Annotated in this window: 19 protein-coding genes and 1 pseudogene; 13 read left to right on the top strand and 7 right to left on the bottom strand. The window is 49.6% G+C overall.

Going from position 1 to position 22840, the window contains the following annotated elements; genetic code table 11:
• The first annotated feature begins 780 nt into the window (after positions 1-780).
• Positions 781-1680: an integrase domain-containing protein gene (locus tag INT84_RS21140; RefSeq protein ID WP_006786007.1), complete on the top strand. Its 900-nt coding sequence runs from the start codon at positions 781-783 to the stop codon at positions 1678-1680.
• Positions 1681-1748: 68 nt separating this feature from the next.
• Here the strand turns inward: INT84_RS21140 and INT84_RS21135 are convergent, their stop codons facing one another.
• Positions 1749-2366: a recombinase family protein gene (locus INT84_RS21135; RefSeq protein ID WP_020899211.1), complete on the bottom strand. Its 618-nt coding sequence runs from the start codon at positions 2364-2366 to the stop codon at positions 1749-1751.
• Between the two features lie 404 nt (positions 2367-2770).
• Here INT84_RS21135 and INT84_RS21130 point away from each other — a divergent pair.
• Together INT84_RS21130 and INT84_RS21125 are read left to right on the top strand one after the other, a co-directional pair.
• A protein-coding gene (locus INT84_RS21130) for an IS3 family transposase (protein ID WP_087464944.1) occupies positions 2771-3918 on the top strand; the annotation gives its coding sequence in 2 pieces (ribosomal slippage) (positions 2771-3020 and positions 3020-3918; 1149 coding nt in all).
• Between the two features lie 12 nt (positions 3919-3930).
• Positions 3931-4614, top strand: a pseudogene (locus INT84_RS21125) (TOPRIM nucleotidyl transferase/hydrolase domain-containing protein); the annotation flags it as partial.
• Between the two features lie 166 nt (positions 4615-4780).
• Here the strand turns inward: INT84_RS21125 and INT84_RS21120 are convergent.
• From INT84_RS21120 to silR, 4 genes are all read right to left on the bottom strand, one after another.
• Complete coding sequence (locus INT84_RS21120) at positions 4781-5131, bottom strand: DUF305 domain-containing protein (protein WP_006785879.1); 351 nt, start codon at positions 5129-5131, stop codon at positions 4781-4783.
• Positions 5132-5279: 148 nt separating this feature from the next.
• On the bottom strand, positions 5280-5711 hold the full coding sequence (silE, locus tag INT84_RS21115) for a silver-binding protein SilE (protein ID WP_006785880.1): 432 nt from the start codon (positions 5709-5711) through the stop codon (positions 5280-5282).
• A gap of 249 nt (positions 5712-5960) precedes the next feature.
• Positions 5961-7436 carry a copper/silver sensor histidine kinase SilS gene (gene silS / locus INT84_RS21110; RefSeq protein WP_000555738.1) on the bottom strand — a complete coding sequence of 492 codons (1476 nt, stop codon included), beginning with the start codon at positions 7434-7436 and terminating at the stop codon, positions 5961-5963.
• Entirely contained in the window at positions 7429-8109 is a 681-nt protein-coding gene (gene silR, locus INT84_RS21105) for a copper/silver response regulator transcription factor SilR (protein ID WP_000697968.1), read from the bottom strand. Before silR ends, silS begins: the two co-directional genes overlap by 8 nt.
• A 189-nt stretch (positions 8110-8298) precedes the next feature.
• On the opposite strand from silR, the gene silC reads away from it, so the two are divergent.
• The 7 genes from silC (at position 8299) to INT84_RS21070 (ending at position 17963) form a co-directional block, all read left to right on the top strand.
• Positions 8299-9684: a Cu(+)/Ag(+) efflux RND transporter outer membrane channel SilC gene (gene silC / locus INT84_RS21100; protein ID WP_000475503.1), complete on the top strand. Its 1386-nt coding sequence runs from the start codon at positions 8299-8301 to the stop codon at positions 9682-9684.
• A 28-nt stretch (positions 9685-9712) separates the two neighbouring features.
• Positions 9713-10066, top strand: coding sequence for a cation efflux system protein CusF (cusF, locus tag INT84_RS21095; protein ID WP_001246153.1), 354 nt, complete (start codon positions 9713-9715; stop codon positions 10064-10066).
• 113 nt (positions 10067-10179) lie between these two features.
• The gene (gene silB / locus INT84_RS21090) at positions 10180-11472 is read left to right on the top strand and encodes a Cu(+)/Ag(+) efflux RND transporter periplasmic adaptor subunit SilB (protein WP_194208357.1); all 1293 of its coding nucleotides are present in this window, start codon (positions 10180-10182) and stop codon (positions 11470-11472) included.
• A 10-nt stretch (positions 11473-11482) separates the two neighbouring features.
• Positions 11483-14629 carry a Cu(+)/Ag(+) efflux RND transporter permease subunit SilA gene (gene silA / locus INT84_RS21085; RefSeq protein WP_000574021.1) on the top strand — a complete coding sequence of 1049 codons (3147 nt, stop codon included), beginning with the start codon at positions 11483-11485 and terminating at the stop codon, positions 14627-14629.
• 86 nt (positions 14630-14715) lie between these two features.
• Complete coding sequence (locus INT84_RS21080) at positions 14716-15156, top strand: DUF411 domain-containing protein (RefSeq protein WP_002436620.1); 441 nt, start codon at positions 14716-14718, stop codon at positions 15154-15156.
• 97 nt (positions 15157-15253) lie between these two features.
• A complete protein-coding gene (gene silP / locus INT84_RS21075) occupies positions 15254-17725 on the top strand; it encodes an Ag(+)-translocating P-type ATPase SilP (protein ID WP_129244003.1) in 2472 nt (823 codons plus the stop codon).
• A 40-nt stretch (positions 17726-17765) separates the two neighbouring features.
• Entirely contained in the window at positions 17766-17963 is a 198-nt protein-coding gene (locus INT84_RS21070) for a DUF2933 domain-containing protein (RefSeq protein ID WP_000843497.1), read from the top strand.
• Between the two features lie 33 nt (positions 17964-17996).
• Here the strand turns inward: INT84_RS21070 and INT84_RS21065 are convergent, their stop codons facing one another.
• Both INT84_RS21065 and INT84_RS21060 read right to left on the bottom strand, forming a co-directional pair.
• A complete protein-coding gene (locus INT84_RS21065; RefSeq protein ID WP_004118669.1) occupies positions 17997-18734 on the bottom strand; it encodes a peptidoglycan DD-metalloendopeptidase family protein in 738 nt (245 codons plus the stop codon).
• A gap of 288 nt (positions 18735-19022) precedes the next feature.
• On the bottom strand, positions 19023-19472 hold the full coding sequence (locus INT84_RS21060) for a copper resistance protein (protein ID WP_001023257.1): 450 nt from the start codon (positions 19470-19472) through the stop codon (positions 19023-19025).
• A 233-nt stretch (positions 19473-19705) separates the two neighbouring features.
• Here INT84_RS21060 and pcoA point away from each other — a divergent pair, with 233 nt between their 5' ends.
• Genes pcoA through pcoC form a run of 3 tightly spaced genes read left to right on the top strand, consistent with a single transcriptional unit; the run spans position 19706 to position 22839 of the window.
• A complete protein-coding gene (pcoA, locus tag INT84_RS21055; RefSeq protein WP_000925242.1) occupies positions 19706-21523 on the top strand; it encodes a multicopper oxidase PcoA in 1818 nt (605 codons plus the stop codon).
• A gap of 5 nt (positions 21524-21528) precedes the next feature.
• Entirely contained in the window at positions 21529-22419 is an 891-nt protein-coding gene (gene pcoB, locus INT84_RS21050) for a copper resistance outer membrane transporter PcoB (RefSeq protein WP_006785895.1), read from the top strand.
• A gap of 39 nt (positions 22420-22458) precedes the next feature.
• Positions 22459-22839 carry a copper resistance system metallochaperone PcoC gene (gene pcoC, locus INT84_RS21045; protein ID WP_000025662.1) on the top strand — a complete coding sequence of 127 codons (381 nt, stop codon included), beginning with the start codon at positions 22459-22461 and terminating at the stop codon, positions 22837-22839.
• Position 22840 lies beyond the last annotated feature (1 nt).

Below are 22840 nucleotides of genomic sequence, written 5' to 3'. Positions count from 1 at the left end.
GGGTGACTGCCAGCTAATGTCCCACATACCTGAGAGGGACGCCTTATGGCGGTAAACCCGTTTAACCTTTGAAAACGGGGGCCACTAATGTGGATAAGGTCACCGACCAAAAACTGGCCGGCTAACGCCTCAATGATTCACATCTTCCTGATGTTGAATTGTCATTAAAGGAGCTGAATCAGGCTCTGATCTTTCACTACGTTATGATTCTTGCCAGGGATACGCCCTGAGTTTCGTACGACTTTTGCATCGACGGATAAGGCCATTTGGCACATTTGGCCGCTTACGGAGTTGCATTAGGAGCACGAAGCTGCGCGGCGTCACTTGTGAAGTGGCGAAGACACTACCAAGTGACGCGCGCAGCGCATAACGTCTCAACCCACGTACGACGTGGTTTTCAACGTTTTACTACCATCTGACCAACATGTAGTCCGTGTTAGTACGGTATTAAACTCACTTTTACATCAACGTAAGCACGACGGAAGGCCGTCTGAACGTTCAATTATCAGTAAGGAGGAAATCGACTCGGTATCGATGGCGACACTACGAACAGTAGTGTTGGAGGCAGCTTGACGTAAGTCAGCTCTGCATAAGCAGCAAACAGATCAGAGATCTGGGGTGCCTCGCAAGAACTCAACAATTCGCCGCCCCGATGCACAGATACCAGTTGAGACGCAGGAAGCGCAAAAGCAACCGTGTCGTCGGGGATGAATTACTGGGGTACAGATCCGTCCGCTTATTTACAAGCCGAGGGACGTGTATCCCTGTGGAGATATAGGAATGTCCAGATTCAGTAAACAGCTGTGCAAACAACTTGTCACACTTGCTCGTCAGGGAAGGGGAAGTTATAAAACTGTGGCTGACCGCTCAAGAATTGCAGAACGTTTTTCTGAACGTCTGTCTGAACTGAATATTCAGATTAGGGACGTAAAACATATCAAAACTTCCCATATTGAAAAATATATTGAGAGCAGGAAGGCAGACAGTTTGTCTCTCAGGACGTTACAGAATGAGATGTCTGCTATCCGCTCTGTTTTATTATCAGCAGGAAGAAATAAACTGGCCGATCCCAATCATACCAGCCTGAGTAATCAGGCCCTGGGAATTTCTGGTGCTAACCGGGATGGCACTAAACTTCCTATTACAGATGAAAAACTTAATGCGGTTGTGAATTTTGCGCTTAAAAAAGATGAAGGTGTTGCGCTCGCGGTACAACTTTCAAGATACCTTGGATTGAGAACAGAAGAAACCGTGCAGTCCGCAAAGTCGTTAAAAACATGGAAGCAGTCATTGATTAACAATAATGAGCGTGTCCGTGTTGTTTTCGGGACTAAAGGCGGGCGGCCGAGAGAAACAACAGTTTTCAATCGTGAAAAAGTTTTATCAATTCTTGATAAGGCAATTCATTATGTCAGTGAACATAACGGAAAACTGATTGATAAACCTTCTCTGCATACTGCAATAGATCGTTACCGAAATATTGTACGAGAGGCAGGGATGAATGGTAAAAATGCCCCGCATAGTTTGCGTTACGCTTATTCACGTGATGCTGTAAATCATCATATTAAAAATGGAATGAGCCGCGACGAAGCTGAAGCATTAGTATCGATGGATTTGGGGCATGGAGATGGCCGTGGTCGTTATATTAAACAAGTTTATTTTCGCGGTGAAACAGAATAAGTTGTTTCTTTACTGAATTTTCAGGACGTAGCGCCACAGCTCATTCAGGGCTGTGGCTTTTCTAAATTTCAATCCGTATCTTTACATGCTCGAATAACTGTCATGCGTGAAACGCCGGCGAGCCTTGCCGTTTCATTTATTGATTTTCCGTTTTTCTTGCGAAGCGTTCTAATTAACTCATGTTTTTCCTTATCTGCTAGCCTCCCCCTGTATTTCCCTTTTTCCTTGGCGGCTGTAATTCCTTCCATCTGCCTTCTGCGACGATCTTCATAATCTTTACGGGCGATAGCAGCTAACATGTCCAGCATCATATTATTCACTGCCCGGAGCATACTATGAGTAAAGTCATAAGCTGATGGTGTGGACAGGGCAATGTGACTTGTAGGCAAATCAAGGCTTATTATTGAAAGCGATTTCTCATTAATCATCTTTTTTAAAGATTCCCAGCCATTATCATCCAGGCGTGAAAGCCGATCTACTTGTTCTATAAGTATCGCATCCCCTGGCTCTGTATCCTGAAGCAGTCTCATCAGTTCCGGTCGGTGCAATGCTGCGCCTGAAGCATTTTCAACATACCAGCCAGCAATGCGATGATTGTGTTGTTGAGCAAAGTCCTTGAGCCTCGATTTTGCACGCAGTGCATCCTGTTCCTGAGTTGAAGCACGAAGATATCCAAATATAAACAAAGTTCCTCCGGCAGTAACATTAAAATAGTCACATTCCAATCGGTATCATTTAAGTGGTAACTTATTTATATTCTACCAATAAACTGGATAGTATTTAATAGGTATACCCATTTGATACCCAGGTTGACATAATCACTATTTGCTCTGAAAATAGACAGGCTTACTTGTTGCTACATGCAACCAGCTAATGCTCCGGCAGTCTGAGAGGAGCGCCTTCGGGTGACTGCCAGCCAACGTTTTACCGGTCTGAGAGAAACACCTTCGGGTGACCGGAAAATCCTCGCAGCCTGAGAGAGGATACCTTCGGGTGGTAAATCCGTTTAACCTCTGGAAACGGATATTGAATCGCCATGGGTTTAACAGACACCTCAGAGTCATTTAAGATGGCTTAAAGAGAGGTGCCCATGAGCGGTAAGCGTTATCCCGAAGAGTTTAAAACTGAAGCAGTCAAACAGGTTGTTGATCGCGGTTATTCTGTTGCCAGCGTTGCAACACGTCTCGATATCACCACCCACAGCCTTTATGCCTGGATAAAGAAGTACGGTCCGGATTCTTCCACTAATAAAGAACAGTCAGATGCTCAGGCCGAGATCCGCCGTCTCCAGAAAGAGCTGAAACGGGTTACCGACGAACGGGACATATTAAAAAAAGCTGCGGCGTACTTCGCAAAGCTGTCCGACTGAGGTACGCCTTTATCCGTGACAACTCCTGTTGCTGGCCTGTTCGCCTGCTCTGTCGGGTGCTGGATGTTCATCCCAGTGGTTTTTACGCCTGGCTTCAGCAGCCGCATTCACAACGCCATCAGGCAGACCTGAGACTGACAGGACAGATTAAACAGTTCTGGCTGGAATTGGGATGCGTCTATGGTTATCGCAAAATCCATCTGGATCTGCGTGACAGCGGGCAACAGTGCGGAGTAAACAGAGTCTGGAGACTGATGAAACGTGTCGGAATAAAGGCTCAGGTCGGATACCGAAGCCCGCGGGCACGTAAAGGCGAGGCCAGTATCGTGTCACCCAACAGGCTCCAGCGACAGTTCAATCCGGATGCTCCTGATGAGCGTTGGGTAACGGACATAACCTACATCAGGACCCACGAAGGCTGGCTGTATCTTGCCGTTGTTGTTGATCTGTTCTCACGCAAAATTATCGGCTGGTCCATGCAATCCCGGATGACAAAGGACATTGTCCTGAACGCACTGCTGATGGCTGTATGGCGGCGTAATCCCGAAAAACAGGTGCTGGTTCATTCGGATCAGGGCAGTCAGTACACAAGCCATGAGTGGCAGTCGTTCCTGAAATCACACGGCCTGGAGGGTAGCATGAGCCGTCGCGGTAACTGCCATGATAATGCGGTTGCAGAAAGTTTTTTCCAGTTGTTGAAACGTGAACGGATAAAGAAAAAGATCTACGGAACGCGAGAAGAAGCCCGCAGTGATATTTTTGATTACATCGAAATGTTTTATAACAGTAAGCGTCGGCATGGTTCTAGCGAACAGATGTCACCGACAGAATATGAAAAACAGTATTATCAACGGCTCGGAAGTGTCTAGATTATCCGTGGCGATTCAGTACGTTATGTCACCAGAAATGAGACAGGTGAACCCGTTGTAAAAATGCCGGATGACGATGTGCTGAAGGAAGCAACTGAAAGCCTGGGGGTGTTGCCAGAGACTGGTATGGAAAGGGCTAAAGGCATTGTTCTGGTAGAAGGAAAGTCGGATGTCACTTTCCTGAGGCATGCGGCCAGTTCATTTAAACAATCAGGTGTGCTGCCAGCCTCTCTTGAGGACGTGAAAATTGTGCCAGTCCTCATAGGAGGATGCGGGAGCGTCAAACACTGGGTTACCTTAAATCTGGCCAACGATCTGGGGCTTCCCTGGTGCGTATTTCTGGACTCCGATATTGGGGGAGACCCTGCACAGGTTCTGTCCATTCAGAAACGTAAAAAAGAAGTGGAGGAAGCCGGTAAGGTATTCTTCGCCACGCGCAAACGTGAAATAGAGAACTATCTCTGCCCGGATCTGATCGAAGAAATTACCGGTGTAGCAGTCACGTTTACGGACACCTGTGACGCTAAAAAAATAATCGGCCGGGCTGTGGGAATGAAACCCGATAATGTGCTTGATAAATTCTGGCCCCAGATGACAGCGGAAAGAATAATCTCAAGATCAACCTATCATGACGGAACGCAGGAAAGAATTGAACTGATTGAGATCCTGAGCGACATTATTTCCATGACGAGATAATGTGTTAAAATAATCGCAGCTGCATATATTCCGGTCCACAGCAAAGGACCGGAGTATAGAATATAAAAAACCCGAAATTAATCGGGTTTTAATTATTTAACGTTTAACAGGATCCCGTGCCCGGGAGTGATTTAAAATTACGCTTATCATGGCGTTTTTGCAATCTTTATTTTTGACTGCCAAGCCATTTATTCATCTGCTCGATTTCACCTTTCTGAGCTTTAATGATGTCCTGCGCAAGCTTTCTCATTTCGGGATCTTTTCCGTATTTAAGCTCGGTCTCAGCCATTGCTATTGCTCCTTCATGGTGTGCGATCATACCTTTTGCAAAGGCCTTATCGGGATCGGGCTCATTAACGGCGGCCATCATTTTTTCATGCATGTCTTTCATGCCAGCCATATATTCCTGTGACGATGCCGATGAGTGCATATCTGACATTTTCATTTCCGAATGTTCGGCAGAAATTGCTGGCAGGGATAACATTAATATAACAAAAAGGGTGTTTTTGATTTTCATTTAATAAATCCTTTTCAGGTAGGTACCGGTTAATTGTAGCTGAGTCATATAAAAAAGCCCCCTGATGGGGGCAAAAATGTCACAACATATCCGGTTAAGGAATAATCTATCAAGGAAAGGGTAAAAAGCACGGATACTACAGTCGCATTCAGCCTACATTGATCATGCGGCGGTGCGCTTCGGCCATGGCCTGATGTGGGCCGGACTGACCGTTATTCATGAATTCATGGGCAACCGCTGCTCTTTCATGCTCATCCATCGCCGCGTAAGACGTTGAAGGGACGGTCGTGGATACTGTGTTATTTCCCATCATCTTCTGATGACTTTCCACCATTTTCTGGTGCGCATCTGCCGATCCGTTCGTCATGGTTTCATGAGCAATAATGGCCTGTTCATGCTGGTCCATACCGGTCATACGGGGAGCAGTCCCCTGGATCCCGACAGGAGCCGCAGCAGACTGCATCTGGTGAGCAGGGGCCTGTGCATTGTTGACGCGCTCATGGATATTCACGGTTTCAGTGGCCCAGGCCGAAGAAATTAAACCAAAGCCCAGCAAAGATGCTAATACGATATTTTTCATGATAACTCTCCATTTCTCAATTAATGATGTCCGGGGAAGTACAACCGGTGTTTTCAGTTTCATAACTTAAACAGGTTCGGCAGTTCTTATTTCTCCGGGAGATGGCTGGATATTCATTCCTGGCGTACTCTGACGCCGGGTATTGATGAAGCAATCCAGCCTTCCTGATAAGTTGCACTAATTATATCGAATGGCTTCTGTTTGCTGCATGACAGGCTAATGACATCTTTGTCATTTAAATCTTTATTCTCAGTGTTGGGGATCCGGAATCATTTTCTCCAGTCTGGGTACGGATAAAATAAAACGTGTCGAGCGTATATCCGATTCCACATGCACTCTTCCGTGATGTGCTTCCACGATTGACTTCACAATCGCAAGACCGATGCCGCTGCCTTCTCCTTTTCGTTGTCTGGACGGATCCACCCGATAAAAACGGTCAAACAGCCTTGATAAATGCTCTTCAGGGATTGGTTTCCCCGGATTTTCAATCACAAGGTCAAAAAAGCTCCCCTGTTTTCTTATTGAGACGGTGATTGCCTGTCCCTCAGGGGTATAACGCAGGGCATTGGATAACAGATTATTGATCGCTCTTCTAAACATTTGTGGATCTCCCTCGACCAGACAGGGCATCCCGTTAAATTTGAGCGTGATATTGCGTTCTTCGGCCCAGGCTTCGAAAAACTCGAAGACTTTCATGACTTCCGCTCTGAGGTCAAACATGACCCTGTCAGGTATCAGCTGATTATTATCTGCCTGTGCCAGGAACAGCATATCGCTGACCATTTTGGTCATCCGGTTATACTCTTCAAGACTGGAATAGAGGACATCCTCAAGTTCCCTCTGTGTTCGATCCTGACTCAGTGCGATTTCAGTCTGCGTCACCAGATTGGTGATGGGCGTTCTGATCTCATGCGCGATATCGGCAGAGAAATTGGCCTGGCGGGTAAAGACATCCTCAATCTTTCCAATCATATGATTGAACGAGATAACCAGTTGCTCCAGCTCAATGGGAACGCGTGTCGGTTCCAGTCGCGCATCAAGATTCTCGGAGGTGATGTTTTTAATGGCATTGCTGACATTACGAAGGGGCAGGTGCCCCTGACGGACAGCGATTCGAATGATCAGAACAATCAACAGGCTTATCACGACGGCAATCGCAATCAGGTTCTTTTTCAGCGCATCGAGGTAATGGAGATGGAAATTAATGGATAGGCCAGTCAGCATGACATAGTTCTGCTGTTTGCCCTGAAATATCGCCTGACCAGAGGAGGCGATAATCCTGTATGTTTCCATCTTCATTTCGGACCCGGTATCCATCGGTCCCGCAGGATCCTCCACCGTCCAGAGAAAGACATCCCGTGCGCGGCTGTGCTCGCTAAAATCTGCTGAATTCACTGCCGGGCGTAGTGCCGCCCCCTGAGCTGAGCTAAAGAGCACTTCACCCCTGGGATTGAGGAGCAAAAGGGCAACGTTGCGGTAGCTGGCAATTGATTCCTTTATTTTGCTTATTTTTTTATCATCCGGATCCACCGGGGACTGCAGTATACGGTTCAGTGTGGTGCTGATTTGTTGAAGATCGCTGACATCCTGCTCGGCAAAATGATTTTCAACAGAATGCAGCATAAACCAGGTGAAGGCGATAAAAGCCAGTATCGTGGACAGGCTGATAAAAAAGGTCAGCCGCAGAGCGAGTGAGAAAGGGCGTCTGGAAGGTTTGCTATGCATCCGGGACCTCCAGCATGTAGCCCACGCCCCGGACTGTCTGGATCAGCTTTGTCTCGTAATCGTTGTCTATTTTAGCGCGGAGTCGCTTTACTGCGACATCGATCGCATTAGTGTCGCTGTCAAAATTCATGTCCCAGACCTGAGAGGCAATCAGGGAGCGGGGAAGAACCTCTCCCTGATGGCGAATGAAGAATTCCAGCAGGCTGAACTCTTTACTGGTGAGCACAATGCGGTTTCCGGCGCGACTGACTTTTCTGGATACGAGATCAATCGAGAGGTCAGCCACCTTAAACTGGCTTTCCGTGATCATCGTGTTTCCCCGCCTCAGAAGGGTTCTCACCCGGGCGAGCAGTTCGGCAAACGCAAAGGGTTTAACCAGATAATCGTCCGCACCCAGTTCCAGTCCTTTGACCCTATGTTCGATCGTGCCGAGGGCTGTCAGCAGTAAGACCGGCATACCCTTTCCGGCAGTGCGCAGCATGCGGATGATATCCCAGCCGTTCACATCAGGTAGCATGATATCCAGAATGACTAAATCATACTCGGCTGTCATGGCGAGATGATATCCGGTAAGACCATTATCAGCGTGATCCACTACGAACCCTGCCTCTGTAAGCCCTTTGCTGAGATATTCACCTGTTTTAATTTCGTCTTCGACGATCAATATTTTCATCTTGCTCCCCGGCTGGCTGCTAATGTCATTCTATTGCGCCCACGATCGTTATCAACGGATTACAGCAAAAATGACAACATTGTCATTATCCTGTCACTCGGCAAACAGAGAGCGTTAGGTAAAGTACCCCTATCAATACTCTGGACTTCATTTGAACCATTTACCAGGTCTGCCTGGACGAGAAGCGTTATGTTCAAATTAAAATTACTCAGCATTAGCACGATATTCATCCTGGCAGGCTGCGTGTCGCTTGCGCCTGAATATCAGCGGCCCGCAGCACCGGTACCCCAGCAGTTTTCACTGTCCCATAACAGCCTGACGCCAGCGGTAAATGGCTATCAGGATACGGGCTGGCGTAACTTTTTTGTCGATCCCCAGGTTACCCGGTTGATCGGTGAAGCTCTGACTAATAACCGTGATTTGAGAATGGCTGCCCTGAAGGTTGAAGAGGCCCGAGCCCAGTTCAACGTCACGGATGCAGATCGTTACCCCCAGCTGAATGCCTCATCCGGGATAACATACAGCGGTGGTCTGAAAGGTGACAAGCCGACCACACAGGAGTACGACGCGAGACTGGAGCTCAGCTATGAGCTCGATTTTTTCGGCAAACTTAAGAACATGAGTGATGCTGACCGCCAGAACTACTTTGCCAGCGAAGAAGCCCGTCGGGCCGTACACATCCTGCTGGTCTCCAACGTTTCACAGAGCTATTTCAGCCAGCAACTGGCGTACGAACAACTCCGTATTGCGCGGGAAACGCTGAAAAATTATGAACAGTCCTATGCTTTCGTTGAGCAACAGCTCGTGACCGGGAGTACGAACGTTCTGGCACTTGAACAGGCGAGAGGACAAATCGAAAGTACCCGCGCCGAAATAGCCAAACGAGAAGGCGATCTGGCTCAGGCAAACAATGCCCTGCAACTGGTGCTGGGAACGTACCGCGCACTTCCGTCAGAAAAAGGGATGAAAGGCGGGGAGATCGCACCAGTAAAATTGCCACCAAATCTATCTTCACAAATTTTGCTGCAGCGACCGGATATTATGGAAGCGGAATATCAGCTGAAAGCGGCTGATGCCAATATTGGCGCAGCGCGAGCGGCCTTTTTCCCCTCCATTACCCTGACCAGTGGTCTTTCCGCAAGCAGTACGGAGCTGTCAAGCCTGTTTACGTCAGGAAGTGGAATGTGGAATTTTATCCCTAAAATTGAAATTCCTATTTTTAATGCTGGCAGGAATAAAGCCAATCTGAAGCTGGCTGAAATTCGCCAGCAACAATCGGTGGTTAATTACGAACAAAAAATTCAGTCAGCCTTTAAGGATGTTTCCGACACGCTTGCGCTGCGCGACAGCCTTAGCCAGCAACTTGAGTCACAGCAGCGTTATCTTGATTCACTTCAGATAACTCTCCAGCGTGCCAGAGGATTATATGCAAGTGGTGCTGTCAGTTACATCGAAGTGCTGGATGCAGAACGTTCCCTCTTCGCTACGCAGCAAACCATTCTCGATCTTACCTATTCCCGACAGGTTAACGAAATTAATCTGTTTACCGCGCTGGGTGGCGGTTGGGTAGAGTAAATTTATTTAATTAATCAGGAAATTAAAAATGCGTAATTCACTTAAAGCCGTTTTATTTGGTGCCTTCTCTGTCATGTTTTCTGCCGGTCTTCATGCTGAAACACATCAGCATGGCGATATGAATGCTGCCAGTGATGCTTCGGTACAGCAGGTTATCAAGGGCACCGGTGTCGTTAAAGACATTGATATGAATAGTAAAAAGATTACCATTTCGCACGAAGCAATCCCTGCTGTGGGCTGGCCTGCAATGACCATGCGCTTCACTTTTGTTAATGCAGACGACGCTATCAATGCCCTGAAAACCGGCAACCATGTCGATTTCTCGTTTATTCAGCAGGGCAATATCTCCTTACTCAAAAGCATTAACGTTACGCAATCCTGATTATCAGTCCGGAGCGAATACATCCAGTGCGCCTGAACATTCATTAAGGGATTACTGTGAATGAATGATCGGGCGCATATGCCAGGTGTTTTGATTTTTCAGCGAGAAATTGTATGGCTTCTTTAAAGATAAAATATGCTGCAATAATTATCAGCAGCCTCATAGCAGGAGGGCTGATATCGGTTACTGCCTGGCAGTATGTAAACTCATCACAAAAAACAGTACAAACCGAACAAAAGGCACCGGAGCGAAAGGTACTTTTCTGGTATGACCCGATGAAACCGGATACCAAATTTGATAAACCCGGAAAATCTCCCTTTATGGATATGGACCTGGTGCCAAAATATGCTGATGAAAGCGGCGATAAAAGCAGTGGCGGGATCCGTATCGATCCAACGCAGGTTCAGAATCTGGGATTAAAAACGCAAAAAGTCACGCGAGGAATGCTGAATTATTCTCAGACAATCCCGGCTAATGTCAGTTACAACGAGTATCAGTTTGTCATTGTGCAGGCGCGCTCTGACGGTTTCGTCGAAAAAGTGTATCCCCTGACGATTGGCGATCATGTGAAGAAAGGCACTCCGCTTATCGATATCACCATTCCTGAATGGGTTGAGGCACAAAGTGAGTTCCTGCTGTTATCCGGTACAGGCGGTACGTCAACCCAGATAAAAGGGGTTCTGGAGCGACTTCGTCTAGCTGGTATGCCGGAAGAGGATATTCAAAGGCTGCGTTCAACCCGCACAATCCAGACCCGTTTTACCATTAAAGCACCTATTGATGGTGTCATTACTGCGTTTGACCTGCGCACCGGAATGAATATTTCGAAAGATAAAGTAGTGGCTCAGATTCAGGGGATGGACCCGGTCTGGATCAGCGCTGCAGTGCCAGAATCTATCGCATATCTGCTGAAAGATACGTCGCAGTTTGAAATTTCGGTACCGGCTTATCCGGATAAAACATTCCATGTCGAAAAATGGAACATTCTTCCCAGCGTGGATCAGACAACCCGTACGCTTCAGGTCCGTCTCCAGGTTTCTAATAAGGATGAGTTTCTCAAGCCGGGCATGAATGCCTATCTGAAACTGAATACCAAGAGCCAGGAGATGCTGCTGATACCAAGCCAGGCCGTTATCGATACCGGCAAAGAACAGCGCGTGATTACTGTTGATGATGAAGGCAAGTTTGTGCCGAAACAGATCCACGTTCTGCATGAATCACAGCAACAGTCCGGCATTGGCTCCTGCCTGAATGAAGGCGATACCGTGGTGGTCAGTGGCCTGTTCCTCATTGACTCCGAAGCCAATATTACGGGCGCGCTGGAACGTATGCGCCACCCTGAAAAAACAGAAAACAGTATGCCAGCAATGTCTGAGCAGCCTGTAAATATGCATTCAGGGCACTGAGGAGACGACGATGATTGAATGGATTATCCGGCGCTCTGTCGCCAACCGTTTCCTGGTCATGATGGGCGCACTGTTTCTCAGCATCTGGGGCACATGGACGATAATTAACACGCCGGTCGATGCGCTGCCTGACCTGTCAGATGTGCAGGTCATTATTAAAACCAGCTATCCCGGACAGGCCCCGCAGATTGTAGAAAACCAGGTCACCTATCCGCTTACCACCACCATGCTGTCCGTACCTGGCGCAAAAACCGTGCGTGGCTTTTCACAGTTCGGTGATTCGTATGTGTATGTCATTTTTGAAGACGGCACCGATCTGTACTGGGCCCGTTCGCGCGTGCTGGAATACCTGAATCAGGTTCAGGGCAAACTGCCTGCGGGTGTGAGCTCTGAAATCGGCCCGGACGCCACGGGAGTGGGCTGGATATTTGAATATGCCCTTGTCGATCGCAACGGAAAACACGACCTTTCAGAACTGCGCTCTCTGCAGGACTGGTTCCTGAAATTTGAGCTGAAAACCATCCCGAACGTGGCTGAGGTCGCTTCGGTTGGCGGCGTGGTGAAACAGTACCAGATTCAGGTCAATCCGGTAAAACTGTCCCAGTACGGTATCAGCCTGCCCGAAGTGAAACAGGCACTTGAATCGTCTAACCAGGAGGCCGGTGGCTCATCCGTTGAAATGGCCGAAGCGGAGTATATGGTCCGTGCCAGCGGTTATCTTCAGAGCATTGATGATTTTAATAACATCGTCCTGAAAACAGGTGAGAACGGCGTGCCGGTTTATCTGCGGGATGTTGCCCGCGTGCAGACCGGGCCCGAAATGAGGCGTGGTATTGCCGAGCTGAACGGCCAGGGAGAAGTCGCTGGCGGCGTGGTGATCCTGCGGTCGGGTAAAAATGCGCGCGACGTTATCACGGCAGTGAGGGATAAACTGGAGACGCTGAAGGCCAGCCTGCCGGAAGGCGTTGAAATCGTGACCACCTACGATCGCAGCCAGTTAATCGACCGGGCGATTGATAACCTCAGTTCCAAACTTCTGGAAGAGTTTATCGTGGTGGCCATCGTCTGTGCTCTGTTCCTGTGGCACGTACGTTCTGCCCTGGTGGCGATTATCTCTCTGCCGCTTGGCCTGTGTATCGCCTTTATCGTCATGCACTTCCAGGGACTGAACGCCAATATCATGTCGCTGGGAGGGATAGCGATTGCCGTCGGTGCGATGGTGGATGCCGCCATTGTGATGATTGAAAATGCGCACAAACGGCTTGAGGAGTGGGATCATCAGCATCCGGGTGAGCAGATTGACAACGCCACCCGCTGGAAGGTGATTACCGACGCCTCCGTGGAAGTGGGACCCGCGTTGTTCATTAGCCTGCTGATCATCACCCTGTCCTTTATTCCTATCTTTACCCTGGAAGGGCAGGAAGGTCGTCTGTTTGGCCCGCTGGCATTCACGAAAACGTACTCCATGGCGGGAGCGGCCGCACTGGCCATCATCGTCATTCCTATTCTGATGGGATTCTGGATCCGGGGGAAAATTCCTGCCGAGACAAGTAACCCCCTGAACCGGGTGCTGATCAAAGCGTATCATCCTTTGCTGCTGCGGGTCCTCCACTGGCCAAAAACAACCCTGCTGGTTGCGGCCTTGTCCATTTTCACGGTTATCTGGCCACTGAGTCAGGTGGGCGGTGAATTTCTGCCGAAGATTAACGAGGGCGATCTGCTGTATATGCCGTCGACCTTGCCTGGCGTCTCTCCGGCAGAAGCTGCAGCGCTCCTGCAGACAACAGACAAGTTAATCAAAAGCGTTCCTGAAGTGGCTTCTGTATTTGGCAAGACCGGTAAAGCAGAGACCGCAACGGATTCCGCGCCGCTCGAAATGGTGGAAACCACGATCCAGCTCAAACCTGAGGATCAGTGGCGTCCCGGCATGACAATTGACAAGATTATTGATGAACTCGACAGGACAGTCCGTTTACCGGGTCTGGCAAACCTCTGGGTGCCGCCTATCCGTAACCGTATTGATATGCTCTCAACCGGGATCAAAAGCCCGATAGGTATCAAAGTGTCCGGGACTGTTCTGTCCGATATCGACGCGACGGCGCAGAGTATCGAGGCGGTAGCCAAAACCGTGCCTGGCGTGGTGTCTGTCCTGGCTGAGCGACTTGAGGGCGGGCGCTACATCGATATCGATATCAACCGGGAGAAAGCCTCCCGCTACGGGATGACGGTAGGTGATGTCCAGCTGTTCGTCTCTTCAGCAATCGGAGGTGCTATGGTGGGTGAGACGGTTGAAGGGGTGGCCCGGTACCCTATTAACATTCGCTACCCGCAGGATTACCGGAACAGTCCGCAGGCGCTGAAACAGATGCCGATCCTGACCCCGATGAAGCAGCAGATCACGCTGGGCGATGTCGCGGATATTAACGTCGTTTCTGGACCAACCATGCTGAAAACCGAAAATGCCCGGCCAGCCAGCTGGATTTATGTTGATGCCCGCGGCAGGGACATGGTGTCGGTGGTTAACGACATTAAGACGGCCATCAGCGAGAAAGTGAAACTGAGACCGGGAACCAGTGTGGCATTCTCCGGACAGTTTGAACTGCTTGAGCATGCCAACAAGAAACTGAAGCTGATGGTGCCGATGACGGTGATGATCATTTTCATCCTGTTGTATCTGGCATTCCGCCGGGTTGACGAAGCCCTGCTGATCCTGATGAGCCTGCCGTTCGCCCTGGTTGGCGGAATATGGTTCCTGTACTGGCAGGGCTTCCATATGTCAGTGGCGACCGGAACCGGGTTTATCGCCCTGGCCGGGGTGGCAGCAGAGTTTGGCGTGGTCATGCTGATGTATCTGCGTCATGCCATTGAAGCGCACCCGGAATTGTCCCGTAAAGAGACGTTCACACCGGAAGGTCTTGATGAAGCCCTCTATCATGGTGCCGTACTGCGTGTCCGGCCGAAAGCCATGACCGTGGCGGTGATCATTGCGGGTCTGCTGCCAATACTCTGGGGAACCGGCGCAGGTTCAGAAGTCATGAGCCGTATTGCTGCGCCAATGATTGGTGGGATGATCACGGCTCCGCTGCTGTCCCTGTTCATTATTCCTGCCGCCTACAAATTAATCTGGCTGCGCAGACATAAAAAAAGCGTGTCATAACCCTGAAAGGGCGCCCCCAGTGGGCGTCCTTCTGCACTGATTCACCCTGACGTCAGGGTTTATATCGATAATATACAGAGGTGAGTATGAAAAAAGTGGTTCTAATGGCCCTGGCTCTCGGCCTGTCACTGCCTGCAATGGCGAGTGAAAAAGTCATTGATATGTACAAATCTGAAAACTGTGGCTGTTGTTCCCTGTGGGGCAAAGCGATGGAAAAAGACGGGTTCGAAGTGCGAACTCACGTCATGAATGATCAGGCGCTGTCAGCCCTGAAAGAAAAGCATGCTGTTCCTGCTGGACTACGAAGTTGTCATACCGCGGTTGTAGGTAATTTGATCATTGAAGGCCATGTGCCTGCGGCAACGATACATAAGGCCATGCAGTCTGGTTCGGGTATATACGGTCTCGCCACCCCCGGTATGCCAGCAGGAAGTCCGGGAATGGAGATGGGGGCCCGAAAAGAGGCTTACGATGTTATCGCATTCTCACCGGAGGGCAGTAAAAAAGTCTTCCAGCGAATCGAATAGTCAGCGGAACGGCTGATAACGGGACGCCGGCAGCAGGCACTCTTATGCCGGCGGCATTCGTGGTAATCGCATCCATGACATATCCTGAAGACAGAAAATGCTTCAGATATGCATAAGGAGAGTTACTGTGAAAAATGACAATGCAGTGGAACATAACAACCAGACTGCTTCTGAGCAGACATCATCCCCGGACGAGAGTCACGCATTGCATAAGGTGAGAGATCCCGTGTGCGGGATGGTCATCCTGCCTGACAAGGCGCACAGCAGCATTCGATACCAGGACCATCAGCTTTATTTCTGCTCCGCCAGCTGTGAGAGCAAATTTAAAGCCCATCCCGATCATTATTTTACCGAAGATGCCAGTGAACATCACCATCACCACGACCACCATGAAGTCAGCCCTGATAAGATAAAACAGTCTCACCGCCAGGCGGAGAAAGAGATTTCTGAAGGTGTGTGGACATGTCCGATGCATCCGGAGATACGCCGTAGTGGTCCCGGAAGCTGTCCTGTCTGTGGAATGGCACTGGAGCCGCTCGTAGCTACGGCATCCACGGGGACGAGTGATGAACTTCGCGACATGACAAGACGCTTCTGGCTGGGGTTGTTGCTGGCGTTTCCGGTTCTGATACTCGAAATGGGTTCTCATCTGTTTCCCGCTTTGAGGAATACAGTACCGCCACAGTACAACACATGGCTGCAGTTACTTCTGGCCTCTCCTGTCGTTTTGTGGTGTGGCTGGCCATTCTTCGCCCGGGCCGGAATGTCGTTACGTAACCGCTCCCTGAATATGTTTACCCTTGTTGCAATGGGGACCGGCGTAGCCTGGGTTTACAGCGTCATTGCAACCGTCTTCCCCTCCTGGTTTCCTGCATCGTTCAGAAACATGGATGGCCTGGTGGCCATTTATTTTGAAGCCGCAGCTGTTATTACGGTGCTTGTTCTGCTGGGACAGGTCCTTGAATTGCGGGCAAGGGAACAAACCTCAGGTGCCATTACTGCGCTTCTTAACCTTGCCCCCAAAACCGCCAGGCGGCTGGATCAAGACGGTCATGAAACGGATATTAATGCGGAAGATGTCCTGCCTGGCGATAAGCTCCGCATCAGACCTGGAGAGAGTATTCCGGTCGACGGTATCGTGGTCGAAGGCAAAACAACCGTTGATGAATCGATGGTGACCGGGGAATCTATGCCTGTTACCAAAACGGAGGGTGACCCTGTCATCGGGGGGACCATTAATCAGACAGGTAGTCTTATCATCCGTGCAGAGAAAGTCGGTGATGAAACGATGCTCTCACGAATTGTTCAGATGGTCGCTGATGCACAGCGTTCGCGGGCCCCCATCCAGAGAATGGCTGACAGCGTTTCAGGCTGGTTTGTTCCTCTGGTGATACTTATCGCGGTTGTTGCTTTCATGATCTGGTCTGTCTGGGGGCCCGAGCCCAGGATGGCGCACGGTCTCATTGCGGCTGTGTCGGTCCTGATTATTGCCTGTCCCTGCGCGCTGGGGCTGGCCACGCCGATGTCGATAATGGTGGGGGTGGGCAAAGGAGCCCAGGCCGGGGTGTTAATCAAGAATGCCGAAGCCCTTGAGCGTCTTGAAAAAGTGGACACGCTGGTTGTCGACAAAACAGGCACGCTCACGGAAGGTTCGCCGACGGTGACAGGGATTATCAGTCTCAATCCGGGTGGGGAAACATCTCTTTTGCGTGTAACGGCCGCAGTGGAAAAAGGCTCGCAGCATCCGCTGGGTATGGCAGTAGTTAAAGCAGCACAGGAAAAGGGGATCGCAATACCCGCAGTCACTCATTTCAATGCGCCGTCGGGTAAAGGTGTCTCAGGCGATGTCGAAGGTCAACGGGTTGTTATTGGTAATGAACTGGCTATGCAGGAAAACAGTATCGTTATTGATAATCAAAAGGCCGTTGCGGATACGTTGCGGATGGAAGGCGCTACCGTTATCTATGTGGCCACAGACGGGCACCTTGCAGGCCTGATAGCTATCTCGGATCCCGTGAAAGCAACCACGCCGGATGCGCTTAAAGCTTTGCGTCAGGCGGGGATCCGCATCGTTATGCTCACCGGGGATAACCAGCTTACCGCTGAAGCAGTCGCACGGAAACTGGGAATAGATGAGGTTGAAGCCGGGATTCTGCCGGATGGCAAAAAAGCAGTGATAACCCGACTGAAAGCGTCTGGCCATGTGGTTGCGATGGCCGGAGACGGTGTGAATGATGCCCCGGCGCTGGCAGCGGCTGACGTGGGTATAGCCATGGGAACGGGTACAGATGTGGCAATTGAAAGTGCCGGAGTCACCCTTCTCAAAGGCGACTTGATGATACTGAACAGGGCCCGTCATCTGTCAGAAATCACCATGAAAAATATCCGACAGAATCTGTTTTTTGCATTTATCTACAACGCACTTGGCGTGCCTGTGGCTGCAGGTCTGCTTTATCCTGTGTATGGAATACTGCTGTCGCCAGTTATTGCGGCGGCGGCCATGGCTCTTTCCTCCGTCAGCGTCATTGTGAATGCGTTGCGTCTGAAAAGTGTCAGGCTCGGGAAATAACACTGAGTGAAGGGGCTGTTACGAACAGAAGGAGTCCAGTATGAAAAGTACCACCTATGCGCTTATTGCTGTCGCCGCGATCGCGGCATTTGCCCTCCTGCGCGAACACTGGTCACATGTGGCAGGTTACTGGCCATATCTGTTATTGCTGGTCTGCCCGCTAATGCATCTTTTCCACGGCCACGGAGGGCATGGAGATCATCAACATCAAGGAAGTGAAAACGATAAAAAAAATTAATCCGGCAGACGGGGCCGCGTCGCGGCCCCGTTATCAGTCCAGGTATCGTTCGTAGTCTCTGGCATGCGCAAAGGCATGCTGTTCAAGTTTGTTATCAGCGGGTGCCGCTGCCCGGAACGCCAGTGAGTTAACAGGATTGTTATTGATGACCAGCTCGTAATGCAGATGAGGACCGGATGAACGTCCGCTGTTACCGGATAAGGCAATAGCGTCTCCCCGGGTAACCCTGGCCCCTTTAGTAACGAGTATTTTATTGAGGTGGAGATAGCGAGTTTTAACACCGGCTTTTCCCGTTACTTCAACAAAATATCCCATGGTACTGTTGTATTCGGCCCGGGTGATTTTTCCGTCGATGACGCTGACTATTTTCGTGTTCATGGGCATGGAATAATCAATGCCATTATGGGGACTCACTTTTCCCGATACCGGGTTAAGTCTTGCAGGATTGAAAGGCGAACTGAGTCTTGCTGTGGCCGGTAACGGATAATCGAGACTGCCCTTCCCGGAAGTATCGGAAAGGTTATAGAACTTTTTATCTGATATACGATACGCCGTGTAATTAAATGAACCGGACGTAAATTTATAGGCCACGACACGTGATTTTCCCGCTTTCTTTTGCAGTACGAGTTTTAATGATTCATTTTTTTTCAAATGCCGCAGATTAAACCGGGAAGGCAAGGAGCGCTGAAGAGTAGCGATCTCGTTCGATTCCAGCCCCGAGCGGGTGGCTGAAAGGTAGGCATTTTCTTTTACGACATCGGTAGAATACATTTACTGGAATTCGCCGTTAGCATGAACACTGCGGCGTATGCTAGGGGTTTTCAGGAGGCGTGTCATCTGTCAGTTAATCGGGAGCACCGTTGATGGTCGTCATTTTTGTAACATATCTTGTTTCCCGTTTGCTCCTGAAGCTCTGGGAACTGTATGACCAGCCCGACGGTGATGATTAACGGGACTGAAACAGGTTACGGCAGAGCAATATGGGGCTCATGTCCTGCTACGTAACCCGTCAGTAAAGCCCTGCTGCGCACCTGACGCTAAGCACTAACCCGCCTGCAGTTACCTGGTCGAATACAGCCCGCGAAGCTTTCTTGCCTGCGTCTGATGTGCTTCCGCACCGGCATTATTGACCTGCTCATGCACGAGAGCGGCTTTTTCTCCGGCATTCAGTTCGTTAAAAGAAGAAGACGAGGTCTTTGAATTTGCATCACTGCCGGACAGCATTTTTTTATGTTCCTCAATCATTTTCTGATGCGCATAGGACGCGCTGTTGTTCATAAATGAATGAGCAACAATGGCCCTTTCATGTTCATTCATTTCAGAGAATGAGGGCGTGTTGTTTTTATTAACCCTGTCCGGTAAGTTTTCATGCGTCGAGGAATTCACATGACTGACGGCTGAGGCATTATTAACAAATCGATGTGCTTCATGGGCAATATCACTGGACTGAGCAAAAGCTGCCCCACAAAATAAAGCTGTAAACGCAGTGGTCGTGATTAATATATTCATGTGTAATTACCTTCTGAGGTACATAAAAGATGTCCTTATGATCATATATAAAAATAATCAACCTGTGGGGAAGATGACGTAAATGTAATACAGCTATGTACATTACACGATTGTAATGAATTTGTTTCTTAAGGTGTGCTAGATTCATTTCATTGTAGTGGATGAACCAGTAATTTAATTTAAATCGGTTCTCGAATTCTGTCAGTAACCATACTTTAAATAAGGGAATGCGCATGCTGTTGAAAACGTCTCGACGAACTTTCCTGAAGGGGTTAACCCTCTCTGGCGTAGCCGGAAGTCTTGGCGTATGGAGTTTCAATGCGCGTTCCAGTCTGAGCCTGCCAGTTGCCGCATCCCTGCAGGGTACTCAGTTTGACCTGACCATTGGTGAAACGGCCGTCAATATCACGGGCAGTGAGCGTCAGGCCAAAACAATCAATGGAGGCCTGCCGGGGCCCGTTCTTCGCTGGAAAGAAGGTGACACCATTACCCTGAAGGTCAAAAACCGTCTTAATGAACAGACGTCCATTCACTGGCACGGCATTATTCTTCCGGCCAATATGGATGGTGTTCCGGGGCTGAGTTTTATGGGCATAGAGCCTGATGATACCTACGTTTACACCTTTAAGGTTAAGCAGAACGGGACTTACTGGTACCACAGCCATTCCGGTCTGCAGGAACAGGAGGGGGTATACGGTGCCATTATCATCGATGCCAGGGAGCCAGAACCGTTTGCTTACGATCGTGAGCATGTGGTCATGTTGTCTGACTGGACCGATGAAAATCCTCACAGCCTGCTGAAAAAATTAAAAAAACAGTCGGATTACTACAATTTCAATAAACCAACCGTTGGCTCTTTTTTCCGCGACGTGAATACCAGGGGGCTGTCAGCCACCATTGCCGATCGGAAAATGTGGGCTGAAATGAAAATGAATCCGACTGACCTCGCGGATGTCAGTGGCTACACCTACACCTATCTCATGAACGGGCAGGCCCCGCTGAAAAACTGGACCGGACTGTTCCGTCCCGGTGAAAAGATACGCTTACGGTTTATCAACGGCTCGGCAATGACCTATTTCGATATCCGTATCCCCGGGCTGAAAATGACGGTCGTGGCTGCAGATGGCCAGTATGTAAACCCGGTTACCGTTGACGAATTCAGGATTGCCGTTGCCGAAACCTATGATGTCATTGTGGAGCCTCAGGGTGAGGCCTATACCATCTTCGCACAATCCATGGACAGGACCGGTTACGCTCGAGGGACACTGGCCACGAGAGAGGGGTTAAGTGCTGCCGTTCCCCCCCTCGATCCCCGTCCTCTGTTGACCATGGAAGACATGGGTATGGGGGGAATGGGACATGATATGGCAGGAATGGACCACAGCCAGATGGGAGGCATGGATAACAGCGGAGAGATGATGTCTATGGACGGTGCTGACCTTCCGGATAGCGGGACATCCTCCGCGCCCATGGATCACAGCAGCATGGCCGGTATGGATCATTCCCGGATGGCCGGAATGCCGGGTATGCAAAGTCATCCTGCGTCAGAAACGGATAACCCACTGGTTGATATGCAGGCGATGAGCGTCTCTCCGAAATTAAATGATCCGGGTATTGGTCTTCGAAATAACGGAAGAAAGGTTCTCACGTACGCGGATTTGAAAAGCCGCTTTGAGGATCCTGACGGACGTGAACCTGGCCGTACCATAGAACTGCATTTAACCGGCCACATGGAAAAGTTTGCCTGGTCATTTAACGGAATCAAGTTTTCAGATGCCGCACCGGTGCTGCTGAAATACGGTGAGCGGCTCAGGATCACGCTGATCAACGATACCATGATGACTCACCCCATTCACCTGCATGGTATGTGGAGCGATCTGGAAGATGAAAACGGTAATTTCATGGTTCGTAAACACACAATAGATGTTCCCCCTGGTACAAAACGCAGTTACAGAGTGACAGCAGATGCGCTTGGCCGCTGGGCGTATCACTGCCATTTGCTCTATCACATGGAAATGGGAATGTTTCGTGAAGTCCGGGTGGAGGAATGATGCGAATGAAGAGAAATTTGAAGGCCATACCTGTTCTGGTCGCCGGTTTGTTTACCTCACAGCTTTCTATTGCGGCGGGCTCCGTCTCTGCAGATCCCCACGCCGGGCACGACATGTCTGCCATGCAGATGCCAGCAGATGAGAATTTCACTGAGATGACGTCAATGGAGCCCATTGTAACTGAGAGCAGAACGCCAATTCCGCCTGTTACCGATGCCGACCGGAAGGCTGCATTCGGCAATTTACAGGGGCATGCGATTCACGACAGTGCGATTAATTATCTGGTTCTGCTGGATCAACTGGAATGGCAACGGTCGGATAACACCAACAATTTCAGCTGGAGTGTTAACAGCTGGATTGGAGGCGACACAGATCGGATTTGGCTAAAGAGTGAAGGTGAACGAAGCAATGGGGAAACGGAGGCGGCTGAAGCGCAGTTACTCTGGGGACATGCGGTTGGCCCATGGTGGGATTTGGTTGCGGGTGTCAGGCAGGATTTCAGACCTGCTTCTGCCCGGACCTGGGCTGCTGTCGGTTTTCAGGGGCTGGCACTCTATAATTTTGAGTCTGAAATTTCGGGTTTTGTCAGTAATGGCGGAAAAGCAGCCCTTCGTCTGGGAGGAGAATACGACGTTTTACTGACTAACCGGCTCATACTCCAGCCATCCTATGAGGTGAATTTCTACAGTCAGGATGATGAATCGCGGGGTCGCGGCAGGGGACTGACTGACACAGAGCTGGGGCTCCGGCTGCGCTATGAAATACGCCGTGAGTTTGCACCCTATATAGGCGTTTCCTGGAATCAACTTTACGGGAAAACATCCGATATGGCGAAAAGAGAAGGTGAGAAAGACCATCAGGTAGTATTCCTGGCGGGAGCCAGAATCTGGTTTTAACGCACTGATATAAAACACTCAACTAAACAGGTAAATAAAATGTCGATTTTAAATAAAGCCATTCTTACAGGTGGCCTCGTTATGGGCGTTGCTTTCTCTGCTATGGCCCATCCGGAATTAAAAAGCTCTGTGCCACAGGCTGATTCAGCCGTAGCGGCCCCGGAAAAGATTCAGCTTAATTTCTCGGAAAATCTGACCGTGAAATTCTCAGGTGCAAAATTAACGATGACGGGTATGAAAGGCATGTCATCACATTCTCCGATGCCGGTCGCGGCAAAAGTGGCGCCAGGCGCTGACCCTAAATCGATGGTCATTATTCCGCGAGAGCCTTTACCCGCTGGCACTTATCGTGTTGACTGGCGCGCGGTTTCTTCAGATACGCACCCTATTACCGGTAATTACACCTTTACAGTGAAGTAAT

Origin of the sequence: Superficieibacter sp. 1612_C1 (assembly GCF_015234305.1) — a bacterium.
In the GTDB taxonomy this organism is placed as follows: Bacteria; Pseudomonadota; Gammaproteobacteria; order Enterobacterales; family Enterobacteriaceae; genus Superficieibacter.
This window is presented reverse-complemented; position numbering and strand designations above follow the sequence as displayed.

What these genes read in the sequence shown, in the direction of transcription:
- cusF (WP_001246153.1), top strand. Translation starts at nt 9,713, where the DNA reads ATGCGTAATTCACTTAAAGCCGTTTTATTTGGTGCCTTCTCTGTCATG.
- INT84_RS21065 (WP_004118669.1), bottom strand. Translation starts at nt 18,734, where the DNA reads ATGTATTCTACCGATGTCGTAAAAGAAAATGCCTACCTTTCAGCCACC.
- silB (WP_194208357.1), top strand. Translation starts at nt 10,180, where the DNA reads ATGGCTTCTTTAAAGATAAAATATGCTGCAATAATTATCAGCAGCCTC.
- pcoA (WP_000925242.1), top strand. Translation starts at nt 19,706, where the DNA reads ATGCTGTTGAAAACGTCTCGACGAACTTTCCTGAAGGGGTTAACCCTC.
- INT84_RS21080 (WP_002436620.1), top strand. Translation starts at nt 14,716, where the DNA reads ATGAAAAAAGTGGTTCTAATGGCCCTGGCTCTCGGCCTGTCACTGCCT.
- INT84_RS21140 (WP_006786007.1), top strand. Translation starts at nt 781, where the DNA reads ATGTCCAGATTCAGTAAACAGCTGTGCAAACAACTTGTCACACTTGCT.
- INT84_RS21070 (WP_000843497.1), top strand. Translation starts at nt 17,766, where the DNA reads ATGAAAAGTACCACCTATGCGCTTATTGCTGTCGCCGCGATCGCGGCA.
- INT84_RS21060 (WP_001023257.1), bottom strand. Translation starts at nt 19,472, where the DNA reads ATGAATATATTAATCACGACCACTGCGTTTACAGCTTTATTTTGTGGG.
- pcoB (WP_006785895.1), top strand. Translation starts at nt 21,529, where the DNA reads ATGAAGAGAAATTTGAAGGCCATACCTGTTCTGGTCGCCGGTTTGTTT.
- silP (WP_129244003.1), top strand. Translation starts at nt 15,254, where the DNA reads ATGCTTCAGATATGCATAAGGAGAGTTACTGTGAAAAATGACAATGCA.
- silR (WP_000697968.1), bottom strand. Translation starts at nt 8,109, where the DNA reads ATGAAAATATTGATCGTCGAAGACGAAATTAAAACAGGTGAATATCTC.
- silS (WP_000555738.1), bottom strand. Translation starts at nt 7,436, where the DNA reads ATGCATAGCAAACCTTCCAGACGCCCTTTCTCACTCGCTCTGCGGCTG.
- INT84_RS21120 (WP_006785879.1), bottom strand. Translation starts at nt 5,131, where the DNA reads ATGAAAATCAAAAACACCCTTTTTGTTATATTAATGTTATCCCTGCCA.
- pcoC (WP_000025662.1), top strand. Translation starts at nt 22,459, where the DNA reads ATGTCGATTTTAAATAAAGCCATTCTTACAGGTGGCCTCGTTATGGGC.
- silC (WP_000475503.1), top strand. Translation starts at nt 8,299, where the DNA reads ATGTTCAAATTAAAATTACTCAGCATTAGCACGATATTCATCCTGGCA.
- silA (WP_000574021.1), top strand. Translation starts at nt 11,483, where the DNA reads ATGATTGAATGGATTATCCGGCGCTCTGTCGCCAACCGTTTCCTGGTC.
- silE (WP_006785880.1), bottom strand. Translation starts at nt 5,711, where the DNA reads ATGAAAAATATCGTATTAGCATCTTTGCTGGGCTTTGGTTTAATTTCT.